The sequence below is a fragment of the Streptomyces sp. NPDC017676 genome (assembly GCF_044329325.1).
Classification (GTDB): domain Bacteria; phylum Actinomycetota; class Actinomycetes; order Streptomycetales; family Streptomycetaceae; genus Streptomyces.
Window position 1 is genome coordinate 224,421 of sequence record NZ_JBIRJA010000011.1, and the last position, 18,077, is coordinate 242,497.

The 18,077-nt window shown below is 73.8% G+C and carries 11 protein-coding genes and 1 pseudogene; 10 read left to right on the forward strand and 2 right to left on the reverse strand.

The genetic code is table 11. The annotated features are described in order from the left end of the window. The first annotated feature begins 43 nt into the window (after positions 1–43). From ACH4LD_RS25180 to ACH4LD_RS25190, 3 genes are all read left to right on the forward strand, one after another. Complete coding sequence (locus tag ACH4LD_RS25180) at positions 44–631, forward strand: sigma-70 family RNA polymerase sigma factor (RefSeq protein ID WP_030641278.1); 588 nt, start codon at positions 44–46, stop codon at positions 629–631. 165 nt (positions 632–796) lie between these two features. Beyond that, a complete protein-coding gene (gene guaB / locus ACH4LD_RS25185) occupies positions 797–2,305 on the forward strand; it encodes an IMP dehydrogenase (RefSeq protein WP_132786891.1) in 1,509 nt (502 codons plus the stop codon). Positions 2,306–2,474: 169 nt separating this feature from the next. Beyond that, positions 2,475–3,599, forward strand: coding sequence for a GuaB3 family IMP dehydrogenase-related protein (locus ACH4LD_RS25190; RefSeq protein ID WP_398056474.1), 1,125 nt, complete (start codon positions 2,475–2,477; stop codon positions 3,597–3,599). A 118-nt stretch (positions 3,600–3,717) separates the two neighbouring features. Here the strand turns inward: ACH4LD_RS25190 and ACH4LD_RS25195 are convergent, their stop codons facing one another. Further along, on the reverse strand, positions 3,718–4,926 hold the full coding sequence (locus ACH4LD_RS25195; RefSeq protein WP_398056473.1) for a nucleotide sugar dehydrogenase: 1,209 nt from the start codon (positions 4,924–4,926) through the stop codon (positions 3,718–3,720). A gap of 280 nt (positions 4,927–5,206) precedes the next feature. On the opposite strand from ACH4LD_RS25195, the gene ACH4LD_RS25200 reads away from it, so the two are divergent. Then, positions 5,207–6,913 carry a glycerol-3-phosphate dehydrogenase/oxidase gene (locus tag ACH4LD_RS25200; protein ID WP_103812833.1) on the forward strand — a complete coding sequence of 569 codons (1,707 nt, stop codon included), beginning with the start codon at positions 5,207–5,209 and terminating at the stop codon, positions 6,911–6,913. 63 nt (positions 6,914–6,976) lie between these two features. Here ACH4LD_RS25200 and ACH4LD_RS25205 read toward each other — a convergent pair. Beyond that, a pseudogene (locus ACH4LD_RS25205) lies at positions 6,977–7,138 on the reverse strand (serine hydrolase); the annotation flags it as partial. Positions 7,139–7,543: 405 nt separating this feature from the next. Between ACH4LD_RS25205 and ACH4LD_RS25210 the strand changes: the two are divergent. From ACH4LD_RS25210 to ACH4LD_RS25235, 6 genes are all read left to right on the forward strand, one after another. Then, entirely contained in the window at positions 7,544–9,604 is a 2,061-nt protein-coding gene (locus tag ACH4LD_RS25210; protein ID WP_398056472.1) for a protein kinase, read from the forward strand. Positions 9,605–9,767: 163 nt separating this feature from the next. Continuing rightward, positions 9,768–12,560, forward strand: coding sequence for a protein kinase (locus ACH4LD_RS25215; RefSeq protein ID WP_398056471.1), 2,793 nt, complete (start codon positions 9,768–9,770; stop codon positions 12,558–12,560). Positions 12,561–12,722: 162 nt separating this feature from the next. Beyond that, the gene (locus ACH4LD_RS25220; RefSeq protein ID WP_398056470.1) at positions 12,723–14,660 is read left to right on the forward strand and encodes a protein kinase; all 1,938 of its coding nucleotides are present in this window, start codon (positions 12,723–12,725) and stop codon (positions 14,658–14,660) included. 106 nt (positions 14,661–14,766) lie between these two features. Then, positions 14,767–16,527 (forward strand): protein kinase, encoded by a 1,761-nt coding sequence (locus ACH4LD_RS25225; protein ID WP_398056469.1) that lies wholly within the window; start codon positions 14,767–14,769, stop codon positions 16,525–16,527. 170 nt (positions 16,528–16,697) lie between these two features. Then, entirely contained in the window at positions 16,698–16,937 is a 240-nt protein-coding gene (locus tag ACH4LD_RS25230) for a hypothetical protein (protein ID WP_398056468.1), read from the forward strand. A gap of 78 nt (positions 16,938–17,015) precedes the next feature. Next, on the forward strand, positions 17,016–18,059 hold the full coding sequence (locus tag ACH4LD_RS25235) for a serine/threonine-protein kinase (protein WP_398106188.1): 1,044 nt from the start codon (positions 17,016–17,018) through the stop codon (positions 18,057–18,059). Positions 18,060–18,077 lie beyond the last annotated feature (18 nt).

Here is an 18,077-nt window from a genome sequence, read left to right on the forward strand (position 1 = left end):
GCACGATGCGACGGACCGGACGGCCGCAAGGCACCATGGACCGATGCGCGACGACGAGGCGGGCACGGCCCACGGGGCGATCGGTGCGCTCGTGCATCGTGCCGTCGACGGGGACGAGCAGGCCACGCACGATCTGCTCGCCCATGTCCACCCCCTGGCGTTGCGCTACTGCCGCACCCGGCTCTCCCGGCTGCCCGGCGACGCGCGCCACTTCGTGGAGGACCTCGCCCAGGAGGTCTGCGTGGCGGTCCTGCTCGCCCTGCCCCGCTACCGCGACACCGGCCGCCCCTTCGAGGCGTTCGTCTTCGCCATCGCCTCCCACAAGGTCGCCGACCTCCAGCGGGCGGCGATGCGCCACCCGGGATCGACCGCGGTGCCGTCCGACGAGATGCCCGAGCGGCCCGACGACTCCCTCGGCCCCGAGGAGCGCGCCCTGCTCAGCAGCGACGCAGAGTGGGCGAAGAAGCTGCTGGCCAACCTCCCCGAGAACCAGCGCGAACTGCTCCTGCTGCGGATCGCCGTGGGCTTGACCGCGGAGGAGACGGGGCAGATGTTGGGAATGTCACCCGGTGCGGTCCGCGTGGCCCAGCACCGGGCCCTGAGCCGCCTGAGGGCGCTCGCCGAACAGTGAACCCCCCTGCGCGGAGCCTGGAGCAGCTCGCGCGCTGAACAGGTGCGCCGCCGTTTCCGTACGAACATACGAAGCCTGAAGCGACCCCGTACCGTGGAATTTGCTAGCGACGCTTCCCGTTAGCATGGACATCCGCACCGATCAAGGCCATTTGGGGAAGGTGTCATGACTGCCAACGTCGACGGAGTGCCCGGTAAATTCGCGACACTCGGGCTGACCTACGACGACGTGCTGCTGCTGCCGGGCCCGTCGGACATGGCACCCGACGAGATCGACACCGCCTCGTACGTCTCCAAGAACGTGCGGGTCAACATCCCGCTGCTGTCCGCCGCCATGGACAAGGTGACCGAGTCCCGCATGGCGATCGCGATGGCCCGCCAGGGCGGCGTCGGCGTCCTGCACCGCAACCTCTCCATCGAGGACCAGGCCAACCAGGTCGACCTGGTGAAGCGCTCCGAGTCCGGCATGGTCACCGACCCCATCACCATCCACCCGGACGCCACGCTGGCCGAGGCCGACGCGCTGTGCGCCAAGTTCCGCATCAGCGGCGTCCCGGTCACCGACGGCGAGAAGAAGCTCCTCGGCATCGTCACCAACCGTGACATGGCCTTCGAGAGCGACCGCAGCCGCCGCGTGCACGAGGTCATGACCCCGATGCCGCTGGTCACCGGCAAGGTCGGCATCTCCGGCCCGGAGGCCATGGAGCTGCTGCGCAAGCACAAGATCGAGAAGCTGCCGCTCGTCGACGACGAGGGCGTCCTCAAGGGCCTGATCACCGTCAAGGACTTCGTCAAGGCGGAGCAGTACCCGAACGCGGCCAAGGACGCCGAGGGCCGCCTGCTGGTCGGCGCTGCGGTCGGCGTGGCCGGCGACGCCTTCGAGCGCGCCCAGGCCCTGATCGAGGCGGGCGTCGACTTCATCGTGGTGGACACCGCGCACGGCCACTCCCGGCTGGTCGGCGACATGATCGCCAAGATCAAGTCCAACTCTTCCGGCGTCGACGTCATCGGCGGCAACGTCGCCACCCGCGACGGCGCCCAGGCCCTGGTCGACGCGGGCGCCGACGGCATCAAGGTCGGTGTCGGCCCCGGCTCCATCTGCACCACCCGCGTCGTCGCCGGCGTCGGTGTCCCGCAGGTCACCGCGATCTACGAGGCCGCGCTCGCCGCGAAGGAGGCCGGTGTCCCGGTCATCGGCGACGGTGGTCTGCAGTACTCCGGTGACATCGCCAAGGCCCTGGTCGCGGGCGCCGACACGGTGATGCTCGGCTCGCTGCTCGCGGGCTGCGAGGAGTCCCCGGGCGAGCTGCTGTTCATCAACGGCAAGCAGTTCAAGTCGTACCGCGGCATGGGCTCCCTGGGCGCCATGCAGACCCGCGGCGACCGCAAGTCCTTCTCCAAGGACCGCTACTTCCAGGAGGGCGTCGCCTCCGACGAGCAGCTCATCCCCGAGGGCATCGAGGGCCAGGTGCCCTACCGCGGCCCGCTCTCCTCGGTAGTCCACCAGTTGGTCGGCGGTCTGCGCCAGTCGATGTTCTACGTCGGCGGCAAGACCGTGCCCGAGCTCCAGGCCAACGGCCGGTTCGTGCGGATCACCTCGGCGGGTCTGAAGGAGTCCCACCCGCACGACATCCAGATGACGGTCGAGGCGCCGAACTACAGCGGCCGGAAGTAGCGGCGGCAGCGGCCGCGGGGGAAGCAGCGGCCGCAGGCAGCCGCGGGAAGTGACGCGCACGCGCGCGTGAGTCTCGCGCCACGGCGGTCCCGGAGCATCCGGGGCCGCCGTTGTCGTACCCGTCGGCGATACTGGAAGGCGCTGCAACGCATAGGGAAAGGCCACCAACGTGACTGAGATCGAGATCGGGCGCGGCAAGCGCGGCCGCAGGGCGTACGCCTTCGACGACATCGCCGTCGTCCCCAGCCGCCGTACGCGGGACCCGAAGGAGGTCTCGATCGCCTGGCAGATCGACGCCTACCGCTTCGAGCTGCCGTTCCTGGCCGCCCCCATGGACTCCGTGGTCTCACCGGCCACCGCGATCCGCATCGGCGAGCTGGGCGGCCTCGGCGTGCTCAACCTGGAAGGCCTGTGGACGCGGTACGAGGACCCGCAGCCGCTGCTGGACGAGATCGCCGAGCTGCCCGCCGAGCAGGCGACCCGCCGCCTCCAGGAGATCTATGCGGCACCGGTCAAGGAGGAGCTGATCGGCGCCCGCATCAAGGAGGTGCGCGACTCCGGCGTGGTCACCGCCGCCGCGCTCTCCCCGCAGCGCACCGCCCAGTTCTCCAAGGCGGTCGTGGACGCGGGCGTGGACATCTTCGTCATCCGGGGTACGACGGTCTCGGCGGAGCACGTGTCGTCCTCGCACGAGCCGCTGAACCTGAAGCAGTTCATCTACGAGCTGGACGTCCCGGTGATCGTCGGCGGCTGCGCCACGTACACGGCGGCCCTGCACCTGATGCGCACCGGGGCCGCGGGTGTCCTCGTCGGCTTCGGCGGCGGCGCCGCGCACACCACGCGCAACGTTCTGGGCATCCAGGTCCCGATGGCCACGGCCGTCGCCGACGTGGCCGCGGCCCGCCGGGACTACATGGACGAGTCCGGCGGCCGGTACGTGCACGTGATCGCGGACGGCGGTGTCGGCTGGTCCGGCGACCTGCCCAAGGCCATCGCCTGCGGCGCCGACGCCGTGATGATGGGCTCCCCGCTGGCCCGGGGCACGGACGCGCCCGGCAAGGGCCACCACTGGGGCATGGAGGCGGTCAACGAGGAGCTGCCCCGCGGCAAGAAGGTCGACCTCGGCACGGTCGGCACGGTCGAGGAGATCCTCACCGGCCCGTCCCACACCCCGGACGGCTCGATGAACTTCTTCGGCGCCCTGCGCCGCGCCATGGCCACCACCGGCTACAGCGAGCTGAAGGAGTTCCAGCGGGTCGAGGTGACGGTGGCGGACAGCCAGCACCGACGGTAGCCGCCGGAGCGCTCTCCACGACGCCTGAAGGGCCGGTCATCCCTGGCGGATGACCGGCCCTTTCGTCACGGCAAGCGAGCGGTCACTCCCACGCCCCCCAGCTCTTGCGCGCCCCCCTTCACAACCGGTGCGCCGCCCCCGTGGGTGTGGCGCCGCGAGTGTCCAGCAGCAGCTGGGCCTTCACCGAGAGCCCCTGCAAGTCGTACGTGCGGTGCTGCTGGAGCAGGATCGTGAGGTCGGCGTCGGCCGCCGCCTCGTACAGGGAGTCCGCGCGTGGCACGGGCCGGTCCAGGACGCTCCACTCGGGCACGTACGGGTCGTGGTAGCTCACGGCCGCGCCCAGTCCCATCAGCCGTACGGCGATCTCCTGGGCCGGGGTGCCCTGCTGGTCGGCGAGGTCCGGCTTGTAGGTGACGCCGAGGAGCAGCACGCGGGCCCCGCGCGCGGACTTGCCGTGTTCGTTGAGGAGCGTGGCCGCGCGCTGGACGACGTACCGGGGCATCCGGCTGTTGACCTGCTGGGCCAGCTCGACCATGCGCAGGGTGCGGGTCGCGTGCCCGGTGAGGTCCAGTGCGACCCCGTGCCCGCCGACGCCCGGACCCGGCCGGAACGCCTGGAAGCCGAAGGGCTTGGTCTCCGCGCACCGGATGACGTCCCACAGGTCGACGCCCAGCTCGTGGCAGAGGACGGCCATCTCGTTGACGAGCGCGATGTTGACGTGCCGGTAGTTGGTCTCCAGCAACTGCACGGTCTCCGCCTCGCGCAGCCCGCGCGCGCGTACGACCTTGTCGGTGAGCCGGCCGTAGAACGCGGCGGCCGACTCGGTGCAGGCGGGGGTGAGACCGCCGATGACCTTGGGGGTGCTCGCGGGGGTGTGGTCGCGGCTGCCGGGGTCGACCCGGCTGGGGGAATAGGCGAGGTGGAAGTCCCGGCCCGCGCGCAGCCCCGAGCCCTCCTCCAGCAGCGGGCGCAGGAACTCCTCCGTGGTGCCCGGGAGCACCGGCGACTCCAGGATGACCGTGGTGTGCGGACGGAGCCGCGCGGCCAGGGTGCGGGCGGCCGCCTCGACCTGACCGAGGTCGAGCCCGCCGTCGGCGCCGCGCGGGGTGGGCGCGCAGATCACCGCGGTGCGCACCCGGCCGAGCTGGGCGGGGTCGGTGACGGGGCGGAACCCGGCGGAGTGCATCCGGCGCAGCTCCGCCGGGCTGAGTGAGCCGGCCTCGGGGCCGGTGGCATAGCCGACGGTGGAGATACCGGAGGCGACGGCGGCCTGGGCGAGCGGCAGGCCGTAGGGACCGAGTCCGATGACGGCGAGGTCTGCGGGCATGGCGTGGGCCGTCCTTCCAGTAGCCGAAGCGGGACAGGTGCGCAACCGCTGTGGAGAAGACGAGCGAGTGCACTGTCAGACTAGGTACATATATGACCGTTATGCGTGATTGTGTTTGTGTGTCTTCCAAGGGTTGTGCGCAAGTTGTCCACAGGCCGGGGGCCCGTGGTGGCTGAAGTCGGGCAGCCCGGTCAGAATTTGGGCATGAGGAGGGGATGAACCGGGCTTCGCCCACCGGGTGCGGCCGACGCGAGCGAGTCTGCGACAGCGGGAGGCAGCGGTGAGGACAGCGACTCTGGGGCCGGCGCAGCGCGCCGGGGCACTGGCGGCGATGGCGGAGCGCGAGCTGGACGTACTGGTGGTCGGCGGCGGAGTGGTGGGCGCCGGCACCGCGCTGGACGCCGTCACGCGCGGCCTGTCCACCGGCCTGGTCGAGGCCCGGGACTGGGCGTCCGGCACCTCCAGCCGGTCCAGCAAGCTCATACACGGCGGCCTGCGCTACCTGGAGATGCTCGACTTCGCCCTGGTCCGCGAGGCCCTCAAGGAGCGCGGACTGCTGCTGGAGCGCCTCGCCCCGCACCTGGTCAAGCCGGTCCCGTTCCTCTACCCGCTCCAGCACAAGGGCTGGGAGCGGCTGTACGCGGGCTCCGGCGTCGCGCTGTACGACGCGATGTCCATGGCCCGCGGGCACGGCCGGGGCCTGCCCGTGCACCGCCACCTCACCCGCCGCCACGCCCTGCGGGTGGCCCCCTGCCTGAAGAAGGACGCCCTGGTCGGTGCCCTGCAGTACTACGACGCCCAGATGGACGACGCCCGCTTCGTCGCCACCCTGGTGCGCACGGCCGCGTCCTACGGCGCGAAGGTGGCCAACCGCGCGCGCGTGACCGGGTTCCTGCGCGAGGGGGAGCGGGTCGTCGGCGCCCGGGTGCAGGACGTGGAGGCCGGCGGGGAGTACGAGATCCACGCCCAGCAGGTCGTCAACGCCACCGGTGTGTGGACCGACGACACGCAGGCCATGGTCGGCGAGCGCGGCCGGTTCCACGTGCGCGCCTCCAAGGGCATCCACCTGGTGGTGCCCAAGGACCGCGTCCACTCCACGACCGGCCTGATCCTGCGCACCGAGAAATCCGTCCTGTTCGTCATCCCCTGGGGCCGGCACTGGATCATCGGCACCACCGACACCGACTGGGACCTGGACAAGGCCCACCCGGCCGCGTCCAGCGCCGACATCGACTACCTGCTGGAGCACGTCAACTCGGTGCTGGCCGTGCCGCTCAGCCGCGACGACGTGCAGGGGGTGTACGCGGGACTGCGCCCGCTGCTGGCCGGCGAGTCCGACGCCACCAGCAAGCTGTCCCGCGAGCACACGGTCGCCCACCCGGTGCCGGGACTGGTGGTCGTGGCGGGCGGCAAGTACACGACGTACCGGGTGATGGCCAAGGACGCCGTCGACGAGGCCGTGCACGGGCTCGACATGCGCGTGGCCGACTGTGTCACGGAGGAGACCCCGCTGCTCGGCGCGGAGGGCTACCAGGCGCTGTGGAACGCGCGAGCGCGGATCGCCGCGCGCACCGGGCTGCACGTGGTCCGCGTGGAGCACCTGCTGAACCGGTACGGCTCGCTGGCCGAGGAGGTCCTGGACCTCATCGCCGCCGACCCCGCGCTCGGCGAGCCGCTCCAGGCCGCCGACGACTACCTGCGCGCCGAGGTGGTGTACGCCGCCTCGCACGAGGGCGCCCGGCACCTGGACGACGTCCTCACGCGCCGCACCCGCATCTCCATCGAGACCTTCGACCGCGGCACCCGCAGCGCCCGCGAGGCGGCCGAACTGATGGCGCCCGTCCTCGGCTGGGACGAGGACCAGATCGCCCGCGAGGTCGAGCACTACGAGAAGCGGGTGGAGGCCGAGCGGGAGTCCCAGCTCCAGCCGGACGACCAGACGGCGGACGCCGCGAGGCTGGGTGCACCGGACATCGTGCCGCTGTAGCAGCGGCTGCGTTCACTCGAACGAGTGGCCGTTTTCGGGATCTCCGCTCGAATCCCGGCCGTTCTACTGGATGCGAGGGGAGAACTCGGCGGAGAGCAGCGCGGGTTCGGGGCACGGGTCTGCGATCGCGTCCGTGTTCACCCGGAAGGTGAGGACACGGCGGCCGTCGGCGGTGGCTGCGCCGCGCACGTGGCTCCCGGATGTGCGGCCGTCGTGCCCCCACACCGGGTGCTGCCGGCGACCTGGCGGACGACCAGGCCGAGCAGGACGTTTTAGCGGGTGCTGGAGCAGGAGTGGTGGCCCTGACGGGCCGGGGGGAGGGTGAGAGCGATGCGCAGGGCCTGAAGCGGAGTCAGAGGCACGGCGTCACGGATGGCTTGAGTCGGCGCGGGCGATGCCAGGGGGCGAGCGGCAGCGCGAGGGGCATCGGTATGGACAGGACTGTCCGATGCGTCGGCCTGCCGGTTCCTCCCTTCTTACGGCCCATCGTCCCGGTAGGCGGAATGCGTGCTTCAGGCGGGCTTCCGGGGTGGCGGGGGCGGGCCCGGTCCAGGGGCACCCTGGGCGTCGGCCACTTGTCGGGTGAGAGACAATGGAGGCTCTGTCAGGGCGGGTTGTATGAGGGGACGCATGTCGGAGGCGGAGCGGGCGGGTACATCTCGTCAGGAGACTCGTCAGGACAAGAACGAGCGGCGTCTCCTCGCGGGGCGGTACCGGCTGGGAGACGTGCTGGGCCGTGGCGGTATGGGCACGGTCTGGCGCGCCGAGGACGAGACCCTGGGCCGGACGGTCGCCGTCAAGGAGCTGCGGTTCCCGTCGAACATCGACGAGGAGGAGAAGCGGCGCCTGATCACGCGCACCCTGCGCGAGGCCAAGGCGATCGCACGGATCCGCAACAACAGCGCGGTGACGGTCTTCGACGTGGTCGACGAGGACGACCGGCCCTGGATCGTCATGGAGCTGGTCGAGGGCAAGTCCCTCGCCGAGGTCATCCGCGAGGACGGCGTGCTGGAGCCGAAGCGCGCCGCCGAAGTGGGGCTCGCCGTCCTCGACGTGCTGCGCTCCGCGCACCGGGAGGGCATCCTGCACCGGGACGTGAAGCCGTCCAACGTCCTCATCGCCGAGGACGGCCGGGTCGTGCTCACCGACTTCGGTATCGCGCAGGTCGAGGGCGACCCGTCCATCACCTCGACCGGCATGCTCGTCGGCGCCCCCTCCTACATCTCCCCGGAGCGGGCCCGTGGCCACAAGCCCGGACCGGCGGCCGACCTCTGGTCGCTCGGCGGCCTGCTGTACGCGGCGGTCGAAGGCACCCCGCCCTACGACAAGGGCTCGGCGATCGCCACGCTCACCGCGGTGATGACCGAGTCCCTGGAGGAGCCGAAGAACGCCGGACCGCTGCGGGACGTCATCTACGGCCTGCTGACCAAGGACCCGGCCAAGCGGCTGGACGACGCCGGGGCCCGGGCCATGCTCAACGCCGTGATCCAGGCGCCCGAGCCCAAGCCGTTGGACGCCACGCAGGTGGTTCCGCTGCCGGCGCAGTCCGGTGGGCCCGGGGACAAGCGGGGCGAGGAGGGCGGCGAGAAGCTGCGCGGCGCCCTGCGGTCGGTCCGCAAGGCGGCCGGGGCGGCCACGTCGGCGGCGACCGCGCGGACCAAGGGCGGGAGCGAGCCGTCCGCGCCGGGGACGGGCGGCGCGGTGGGCGCCGGGGGCGCTGGAGGCGTGGTTCCCGGGGCGCGCCCCGGCGTGTCCGGTGGGCCGGGGGCTGTGCCCGCGGCACGGCCGGGCGGTCCGGCGTCGGGTGCCGCCGGTGTGCCGAACTCCAGCGCGAACAGGCAGGGTTCCGGCTGGCCCGTGGTGCCGCCGCCGGACCTGGACCTGCCGACGCGGCCGGTGCCGAGGGCGCCGCTGACCGATGTGGTGCCGAAGCGCACGCTGCTGATCATCGCCGTGGTGGTCGTGCTCGCGGTGCTCGGGACCGTGCTGGCCTTCGCCCTGAACGGCGACGACGGCAAGGACGACAAGAGCGGCCGGGCCGAGGCCGCGCCCAGTGCCGACGCGTCCGCCAAGCAGGACAAGGGCACGGGAGGCGGCACCGACGACGGGACCCGGACGGACGGGGCGAGTTCGGCCTCCGCCACCACCGGTCCGACGACGGACGCCGGGGCGGGCCGGTCCACCGGCACCGGCTCGGACACCGACTCCGACTCCGCCGACGGGTCCGGCTCCTCCGGCTCGAAGGACGGCGGGAGCGCTCCGGTGGTCTCCACCCGCAAGGGTGGCCAGGGGTACTCGATCGGGCTGCCCAAGGGGTGGAAGTACCGGTCCAGCGGGGCCGCGGGTGACCGCTACACCGGACCCGACGGACAGAAGCTGCTCGTCGCCTGGACCGGCACGCCCAAGGACGACCCGGTGGCGGACTGGAAGAACCAGGAGCGGTACATGGTGCGCTCCCAGTACCACCGGATCCGCATCGAGGAGGTGGGCTACCGTGGCTGGAACACCGCCGACTGGGAGTTCACGTACGTCGAGGGCGGCACCGAGTACCGCACGATCGACCGGGGTTTCGTGGTGAACGACCACCTCGGCTACGCGCTGATGTACACCGCCAAGGACGCCGACTGGCACGGCGAACTGCGCAAGGACACCTGGAAGACGTTGACGAGGTCCTTCGAACCCAAGTCGTAGGCGCCGTGCTCCGGTTTCGTTCGTGAGAATCCGTCATCCTCTCAATGCGGGTTGCCTCCGGCACGTATCGTGAAGGGTCGGGGACCGTACGCGGCCGCATGCGTGTGCGAAACGGGTCGTGAGGCGAACGGATGTGACCAACCGGGCGGCCGGGGGAGGCAAAGTGGACGACTACGCGGGTCGGGTGCTCGCCGACCGCTACCGCCTGCCGCTGCCGCCGTCCGACGAGTACGAACTCACCGAGACCCGCGCCTTCGACACCTACAGCGGTCAGGAAGTCCTCGTCCGGCAGGTGCCGTTGCCGGAGGTCGTCGAGGCCGAGGTGCTCGACGCGGAGGGGCTGCCCGCCGGGTTCACCGCACGGGAGCGTGCGTCCCGCCGGGCACCGGAGGCGAGGACCGCCACCCGGCAGCCCGCCGATCCGGCGGTGCGGCGCGCCGTCGAGGCCGCGCAGGCGGCGGCCGGCATCCCCGACCACCCCCGGCTGGACCAGGTCTTCGACGTGTTCGCCGAGGGCGGGTCCCTGTGGATCGTCAGCGAGCTGGTGAACGCGCGTCCGCTGGCCGCCCTGCTCGCCGAGAGGCCGCTGACGCCGTACCGGGCGGCCGAGGTCGCCTCCGACGTGCTCATGGCGCTCCGGGTGCTGCACGCCCATGGCTGGGTGCACCGCAACATCACCGTCCGTACGGTCCTCGTCTGCGACGACGGCCGCGTGATGCTGACGGGCCTCGCGGCCGGCGCGGCCGAGGAGGCGCTGTGCGGATACGACCCGGTGCCGGCTCCCGAGGGCCAGGACGGCGACACGGGGGAGGGGTTCGGCGCCGAGCCGGGCCCCCTCGGCGGCGGAACCATGGCCGTCGGTCACGGCACGGGAGCCGGCGAGGTCTCCGCCGGTTCCGGGGGCCGTACGGGCGAGGTGGGCGGAGGGCCGGCCGCGGACGTCGACCCCGAGGCAGCGCGGCGGGCCGCGGACATGGATCCCGAGGCAGCGCGGCGGGCCGCCATCCAGGCACGGGCGGCCGGAGCGTTCCCGGCGCCGGGGGCGAACGGCGCTTCCGGCGCGGTCGGTCAGCCCGCTCTGGAGAGCGGTGCCGACATCCGGGCCGCCCGGGCCGGGGCCATCGCCGCGTACCGGGCGGGCGCCCGGGCCGCCGCCCGGGTGCACGAGGCCCAGCAGGGCGAACGCGCCGCCCTGCCGGCCGCGCGGCCACCCGCCGACGACGACACCGGCGCGGCACCCTCGTACCCCTCCGGCGAGGGCACCGGCACCACGGCGCCACCCGGCCGGATAGCCGACCCCTACGGGGTACGCGGCGCCCCCTGGCACGGTGCCGCACCGCGCCCCGGCTCCGGCGGCACACCCCCGACCCTGGACGGCGGGGCCCCACGACCGGGCCTGCCGGCGGCGGACCCCGGCACCGGGCAGGCGTCCGTGCCGGGTCAGGGGTACGGGGCCGGGCGGCAGGCGCCGGCGCCCGGCCAGGGGTACGACCCGGGGCGTGCGCCGGCGCCGGGTGGTGAGCGGGGCCGACAGGCGCGAGGGGTGTCCGGGGCCGGCCACCCGGGCGCCACCCCGCCGTACTCCGAACTCGCACCCGCCCCGGCATCCGGCACCGGCCCCGTACCCGGTGCCCCCGTAGCCGCCTCCGGCGCCGGTCTCTCGGTGTCGGCGGGCGGTGGCTGGGATCGGCCCGGGGCCGTGCGGCGTGGGCCCGGGACCGCGCTGGCCGCCGAGCGGGCGCGGCAGGTGCGGATGACCGTGGTGGGGCCGGTGACCGAGCGCTGGGCACCGGAGCAGGCCGGGCCCGTGCACGAGAACTGGCAGCTCGCGGCGCCGATCGGCCCGGCCACCGATCTGTGGGCGCTGGGCGCGCTGCTGTTCCGGGCCGTGCAGGGGCACGCGCCGTACCCGGAGGAGTCCACGGCCGAGCTCGTGCAGCTGGTGTGCGCCGAGCCGCCCGCCTTCGCCGAGGAGTGCGGGCCGCTGCGGCCGGTGGTGGAGTCGTTGCTGCGCCAGGACCCCACCGAGCGGCCTGACGTCGAGGAGCTGAGCGGCTGGCTGCGGTCGCTGGTGCGGTCCGCGCCCGAGCCCGACGCGGGCACCCGTGTCGTCCCCACGCCGCCCGCCGACCCGAGCCGGCTGCCGATCGTCCGGCGCCGTGGCGAGCTGGTGCGCCGGCGGCGCGCCGGACTGCCCGCGGCCCATCCGCACGGCCGGCACAAGCGGGCCCGGGACGGCGAGGGTTCGCCGCGCAGCCTCGGCCGGACCCTGCTCCTGCTGATTCTGCTCCTGCTGGCCGGCGCGATCGCCTACGCGATGCTCTTCATGCCGAAACAGGGCGAGAGCGGCACGGCGGGCGGCGACCGTACCGGAAGCGCCGGGCGGACCGGCCCCGCGCCCTCGCACACCCCGCAGCCCTCCACCGGGCAGAGCGCGCCGGGCGGTGACGCCTCCGCCTCCGCGCCCGCGACCGAGACACAGACGGGCGGTGACCCCGCCGTCCCCGACGGGTTCACCCTCCGCAAGGACCCGGACGGCTTCCAGGTCGCCGTCGCCAAGGGCTGGGCGCGCACCCCGAAGAACGGCAGCGGCCAGGTGGTCTACGCACACGGGAACTTCGAGCTGATCGTCGTACCGGGACGGGACGGCACGTCCGCGTACGGCAGCGATCCGATGGTCTATCAGCGGGACAAGGAGCGCGAACTCCAGCCGTACCGCGACTCCAGCTGGGCGACGGCCACCGGGCTGCGGACCACCGAGGTGGGCGGACGGACCATGGCCGAGGGGCAGTTCACCTGGACCGACGGGCAGGGCCGGGACCTGTTCGTGCGGAACATGGCGCTGTTGCTGAACGGCCGTTACCACGTCGTCCAGGTGCGGGGTCCGGAGGCGGAGCGCGACGAGGTGACGCGGTTGTACGAGCAAGCTACCGCGACGTATCGCTACACCGGTTGAGCAGCGTGTGTCCGGGGCCGGGCGGGGCCGGTCCGGTTCCCTGTCTCGCGCGGAAATGACCATCGTCACAGTGCGGTTTCCGTGGGACCCCGCTGGTTCCCTGGGGGCAGGCCGGTCCTTAGTCTGACCCTGTCAAGAGCATTGCGGGGCAACGTGAATCAGATGCAGGGCCTGCTCATAGCGGGCCGCTACCGGCTCGCCGACTCCATCGGCAGCGGCGGCATGGGCCGGGTGTGGCGCGCCCACGACGAGGTGCTGCACCGGAAGGTCGCCGTCAAGGAGTTGACCGCCGCGCTCTACGTCTCCGACAGCGACCGGGGCGTGTTGCTCGCCCGGACCCGGGCCGAGGCCCGGGCCGCCGCACGCATCAACCACTCCGCCGTCGTCACCGTGCACGACGTCCTGGAACACGACGGCCGCCCGTGGATCGTGATGGAGCTGGTCGAGGGCGCCTCGCTGGCCGACACGGTCAAGGAGCGGGGCCGCGTGGAGCCGGCGGAGACCGCGCGGATCGGGCTGTGGGTGCTGCGGGCGCTGCGCGCCGCGCACTCCGCCGGGGTGCTGCACCGGGACGTCAAGCCCGGCAACGTCCTCCTCGGTGCGGACGGCCGGGTCCTGCTCACCGACTTCGGCATCGCCCAGATCGAGGGCGACACCACCATCACCCGCACCGGAGAGGTCGTCGGCTCGGTCGACTACCTGGCCCCGGAGCGGGTGCGCGGCCACGACCCCGGCCCGGCCTCCGACCTGTGGGCGCTCGGCGCCACGCTGTACACGGCCGTCGAGGGGCGCTCGCCGTTCCGGCGGACCTCCCCACTGAGCACCATGCAGGCGGTCGTCGAGGAGGAGGCGGACGAGCCGCGCCACGCCGGTCCACTCACCCCGGTCATCGCCGCGCTCCTGCGCAAGGACCCGGCCCGGCGGCCGGGCGCGGAGGAGGCCGAGCAGATGCTCGCCGAGGCGGCGGAGGGCCGCCGACCGCGCACGGCCCAGGCGTTCGTCCCGACGCAGGGCTCGGGCCTCCCCGCGGCCACCGACCGCCACCAGGGCCCGGCCCCGGGCACACCCCGGTCCGGCCACGGCGGCGACACGACGGGCGGAGGCTACGGCTCCGGGACGTCGGCCACCGGCTACGGCTCCGGCACGTCGGCTCCCGGGTACGGTCCGGGCGCGTCGGCCACCGGCTACGGCTCCGGGACGTCGGCCACCGGCTACGGCTCCGGCACGTCGGGCGAGGGATACGGGCCGAACTCTCCCGGCGAGGGTTACGGGCCGAACTCCTCCGGCCGGCGCTACGGATCGAACTCCTCCGGCCAGGGCTACCGCTCCGGAGGCCCGACGGGCCCTTACGGTTCCGGACCCGCCACCTCCCCGTACGAACCCGGATCCCCCGCGCCCGGACACGACCCGGGTTCCGTCGGCGCGTTCACGGTCCGCGGGCCGGGGCCCGCCCGGCCCCGCCGGCGGCTGCGCACCCTCGCGCTGGTCGTCGCCTTGGCCGCGGTGCTCGGCGGTGCCGGGGCGGTGGCGATCCAGCACTGGGGCGGGCGGACCTCCGGAGCCAGTGGTGATGTGAGCCCGGCGCCCGCCGACAGCGAGACGGCCGGCGCCGACGGCACGATCCCCGCCGGCTGGAGGACGTACCACGACCCGCTGGGCTTCAGCCTCTCCCTGCCCAAGGGCTGGAAGCGCGAGGTGTACGGCATCCAGGGCGACCTCAAGCAGATCGACTACACGCCCGACAACGGCAAGCACTTCGTCCGCATCGCCATCGACGGCTCACCGGACTTCGCCGACCCCCTCTCCCACCAGCAGGACCTGGAGCAGCAGCTCCAGCGGCTGGTCGACTACCGGCGCGTCACGATGAAGGAGAACATCTACCGCGACCGCAAGGGTGCCCGGTGGGAGTACACCTGGACCGCGCTGAAGAAGGACCCGCCGTACGTCCCCGGGCCGCGCCACGCGGTCGAGGAGACGTACTTCTCGCGCCAGGGCACCGAGTACGCCCTCTACATGTCCTCGCCGGCCGAGGACTGGGCCACGACCAGCGAGCAGTTCACCTGGGTGCTGCGCGGCTGGCAGCAGCCGGCCGGGGGCTGATCCGGCGTCAGCGGTCGCCGAGTCGGCCGAAAATGGCAGGCTGACCGGTGTGTCTTGGCCGGTCGGTGTCCCGGGGGGCGCGGGTCCCGTGCGGCATGATGGGCGCATGGGGACCGAGGGAGCCGGCTTCCGGCTGATCGCGGGCCGTTACCGCCTGGAGGAACGCATCGGGCGCGGCGGCATGGGCGTCGTGTGGCGGGCGAGCGACCAGGTGCTGGGCCGTCAGGTGGCGGTCAAGGAACTCCTGCCCGACGACGCGCTCCCGGACGACGACGCGCGTCGCCGCCGTGACCGTACGCTCCGCGAGGCGCGCGCCGTCTGCCAGTTACGGCACCCGCACATCATCGTCGTGCACGACGTGGTGGAGCAGGACGAACGGCCGTACCTGGTCATGGAGTTGATCGACGGCGGTTCGCTCGCCGACCGGATCGACCGGCACGGTCCGGTCGACGCCTTCGAGGCCGCGCGGATCGGCATCGCCCTGCTGAGCGCGGTGCGCACCGCGCACGAGGCGGGGGTGCTGCACCGGGACATCAAGCCCGCGAACGTGCTGATCGAGTCGGGTACCGACCGGGTCGTCCTCACCGACTTCGGCATCGCGCAGGTCGAGGGCGCCACCACGCTCACCGAGACCGGCTCGTTCGTCGGCTCGCCCGAGTACACCGCGCCGGAGCGGATGTCCGGGCTGCGCACCGGGCCGGAGTCCGATCTGTGGTCGCTGGGCGCGCTGCTGTGCACGGTGCTCAGCGGCGAGTCGCCGTTCCGGCGCGACTCGCTCGGCGGCATCCTGCACGCCGTCGTCTCCGACGACATCCGCCCGCCGGCCGAGGCCGAGCCGCTGCTGCCGGTCGTCCTGGGGCTGCTGGAGCGCGACCCGGACCGGCGGCTGGGCGCGGCGGATGCCGAGCGGATGCTGTGGACGTATCTGGAGACCGGCCGGACGCCGCCCGCGCCGGGCGACCCGGGCACGGCGGGAGCGCACGGCGGCGGGCTCATCCACCGGATCGGCGGGAGCCTCACGCCGAAGTCCCCGGCACCACACACGCCGACGCAGTGGGACGGCCCCCACGGCGGACCGCTGCCGGCCGGCCCGGTCCGGCCGCCGCTCGAACCGCCCCCGGCGCGTCCCTCCCCGCGCGGCCTGCTGGTCGCGGCCCTGCTCGTCGCCGCGCTGGCCGGAGCCGGCGTGTCGGCCGCGGCGCTGCTGCTGCACGGGAACGGGGAGGGGGGCGGGGGCGGCGGCACCCCGGGCGGTACCGCGACGAGCCCGTCGACCAGGACCGGCACCGGCGGCACGGACGTGTCCCCGGCACCGACCGGGAGAGGCACGGGAGGTACGGCCGTCTCCCCGTCGCCGACCGGGACCGGGCCGGCACCGCCCCACACCCCCTCGCGCGCTCCCGACGCCGGTTCGCGCACCGCCCCCTCCGGGTACCGCACGGCCCGGGACCCGGCCGGCTTCTCCCTCGCCGTACCGGAGGACTTCACCCGCAGCCCTGAGGGGCCACGCGTCTTCTACCTCTCGCCGGGCGGTACCTTCCGCCTGGGCATCCGGGTGGGTGGGCCCCAGCCGGGCGGCCCCGAGGCGGCGATGAACCGCTCCGCCGCCGACGGCCCCTCCACCAACCCCGGCTACCACGACGGCCGGGTCATCCGGACCACGCACCACGGACACCCGGCCGCGCTCTGGGAGTTCACCTGGGACGGCTTCAGCGCGGCGGAGGGCCCGCGCCACACCTACGACCTGTGCTGGGAGGAGAACGGCCGGCTCTACGACGTGTGGGTGTCGGCGCCGGTCGGTCAGGTGCGGGAGGCGCGGGAGTACTTCGACGTGGCGGTCGACACGTTCTCGGCCACGGGTGTGTGACTCGTGCTCGGTCACGGGTGTGTGCCTTCTACTCGGTCACGGGTGTGTTCCCGGTTCGCCCTCGCGGTGCCCCGCTGCCCGGCGCGAGGCGGCGGCCGCCCACCTGGAGATCAGGAAGCCCTGAGCGCCCGGTACGCGCTCGGTGTGATCCCGAACTCCCGGCTGAAGGCGTGCGAGAGGGCGTACGGGCTGCCGGCGACCTGCTGCACAGCCCGGTGCGGATCCCGCGGCCCGAGTGCAGCAGCTGCTTCTGCCTCGACCCGGTGCAGGCGGCGCGCACCCGGCAGCGGGTACTGCAACGGGCTGCCGAGCAGCGGGCGTTGGCGGTGCCGGCGCACTTCGGCGGGGCCGGGGCGGTGGAGGTGCGCGAGGCCGCGCACGGCTTCAGCCTGCACCGGTGGGCCGCGTGACCGCCCGTCGGCGTTCCCCGGCCCCGCTTCCGACCTCCCGCTTCGACAACGGTGTGGTGCGCACGGTACTGATGTGACATGACCGAAGACGGCGAACACCCGCCCGACGCACGCCTGATCGGCGGTCGTTACCGGCTGGCCGGGCGCCTCGGCTCCGGGCCGTCCGGAACCGTGTGGCGCGCCCGGGACGAACAGGGGGAGGCGCTGGTCGCCGTCAAGGAGCCCCTGCTGCCCGGCGATCCGGCCGCCGACGAGGACAGCCGGCGCATCGCGCACCGGCTCCACCACGAGGCCCGCGCCGCCACCCGGGTGCGGCACCCCTCGGCCGTGACGGTGTACGACGTCGTCACCGAGGACGGCATCCCTTGGATCGTCATGGAGTTGGTGGCCGGCGAGTCCCTGCGCGAGGTGCTGCGCCGTGGCCCGCTCCCCGCCGAAGAGGCGGCGCGCATCGGGCTCGCCGTGCTCGGCGCGCTGCGTGCCGCGCACGCCGTCGGGATCGTGCACCGGGACCTGAAACCGGCCAACGTGCTGCTGGAGTCCGGGACCGGGCGGGTCGTCCTGACCGACTTCGGCATCGGCGACGGGCACGCGGAGGAGGCGCCCGCCGGCTTCGTCGCGCCCGAGCGGGCGGCGGGGCCCGGCGCCGGCCCGGCCTCCGACCTGTGGTCCCTGGGCGCCCTGCTCCGCGCCACCCTGGGTGACACGGACCCCGGCGCGCTGGGCCCGCTGCTGGACCGGCTGCACGCCGAGGAGCCGGCGGCGCGGCCGGACGCGGCGGAGGTCGAGGCCGCACTCCGCGACTGTCTGGGCCTCACCGCCGTACCGGAAACGGCGCGGGAACCCGGCCCGCCGGCCGCCGCCCCCGCCCCCGGCGCCACACAGGCCCCTGGCGCAGCCGCCCAGGCCCCTGGCGCCGCCTTTGCCCCCGACCCCGCACCGGCCCCCGACCCCGCACCGGCCCCCGACCCCGCACCGGCCCCCGACCCCGCCCCGACCCGCGACACCGCCCCGACCCGCGACACCGCCCCGACCCCCGATCCGGCCCCCGACCCCCCGACCCGCCGTACCCCCCTCGCCGCCCTCGGTCTCCTCCTCGCGAGAAGGACAGAGGCCGACTGATCGTGCGGTGCTCCGCCC

Bases quoted from the DNA above. Each gene is read 5' to 3' on its own strand.
- ACH4LD_RS25225 (WP_398056469.1), top strand. From the start codon at position 14,767: ATGGGGACCGAGGGAGCCGGCTTCCGGCTGATCGCGGGCCGTTACCGC.
- guaB (WP_132786891.1), top strand. From the start codon at position 797: ATGACTGCCAACGTCGACGGAGTGCCCGGTAAATTCGCGACACTCGGG.
- ACH4LD_RS25235 (WP_398106188.1), top strand. From the start codon at position 17,016: ATGACCGAAGACGGCGAACACCCGCCCGACGCACGCCTGATCGGCGGT.
- ACH4LD_RS25220 (WP_398056470.1), top strand. From the start codon at position 12,723: ATGCAGGGCCTGCTCATAGCGGGCCGCTACCGGCTCGCCGACTCCATC.
- ACH4LD_RS25180 (WP_030641278.1), top strand. From the start codon at position 44: ATGCGCGACGACGAGGCGGGCACGGCCCACGGGGCGATCGGTGCGCTC.
- ACH4LD_RS25210 (WP_398056472.1), top strand. From the start codon at position 7,544: ATGTCGGAGGCGGAGCGGGCGGGTACATCTCGTCAGGAGACTCGTCAG.
- ACH4LD_RS25195 (WP_398056473.1), bottom strand. From the start codon at position 4,926: ATGCCCGCAGACCTCGCCGTCATCGGACTCGGTCCCTACGGCCTGCCG.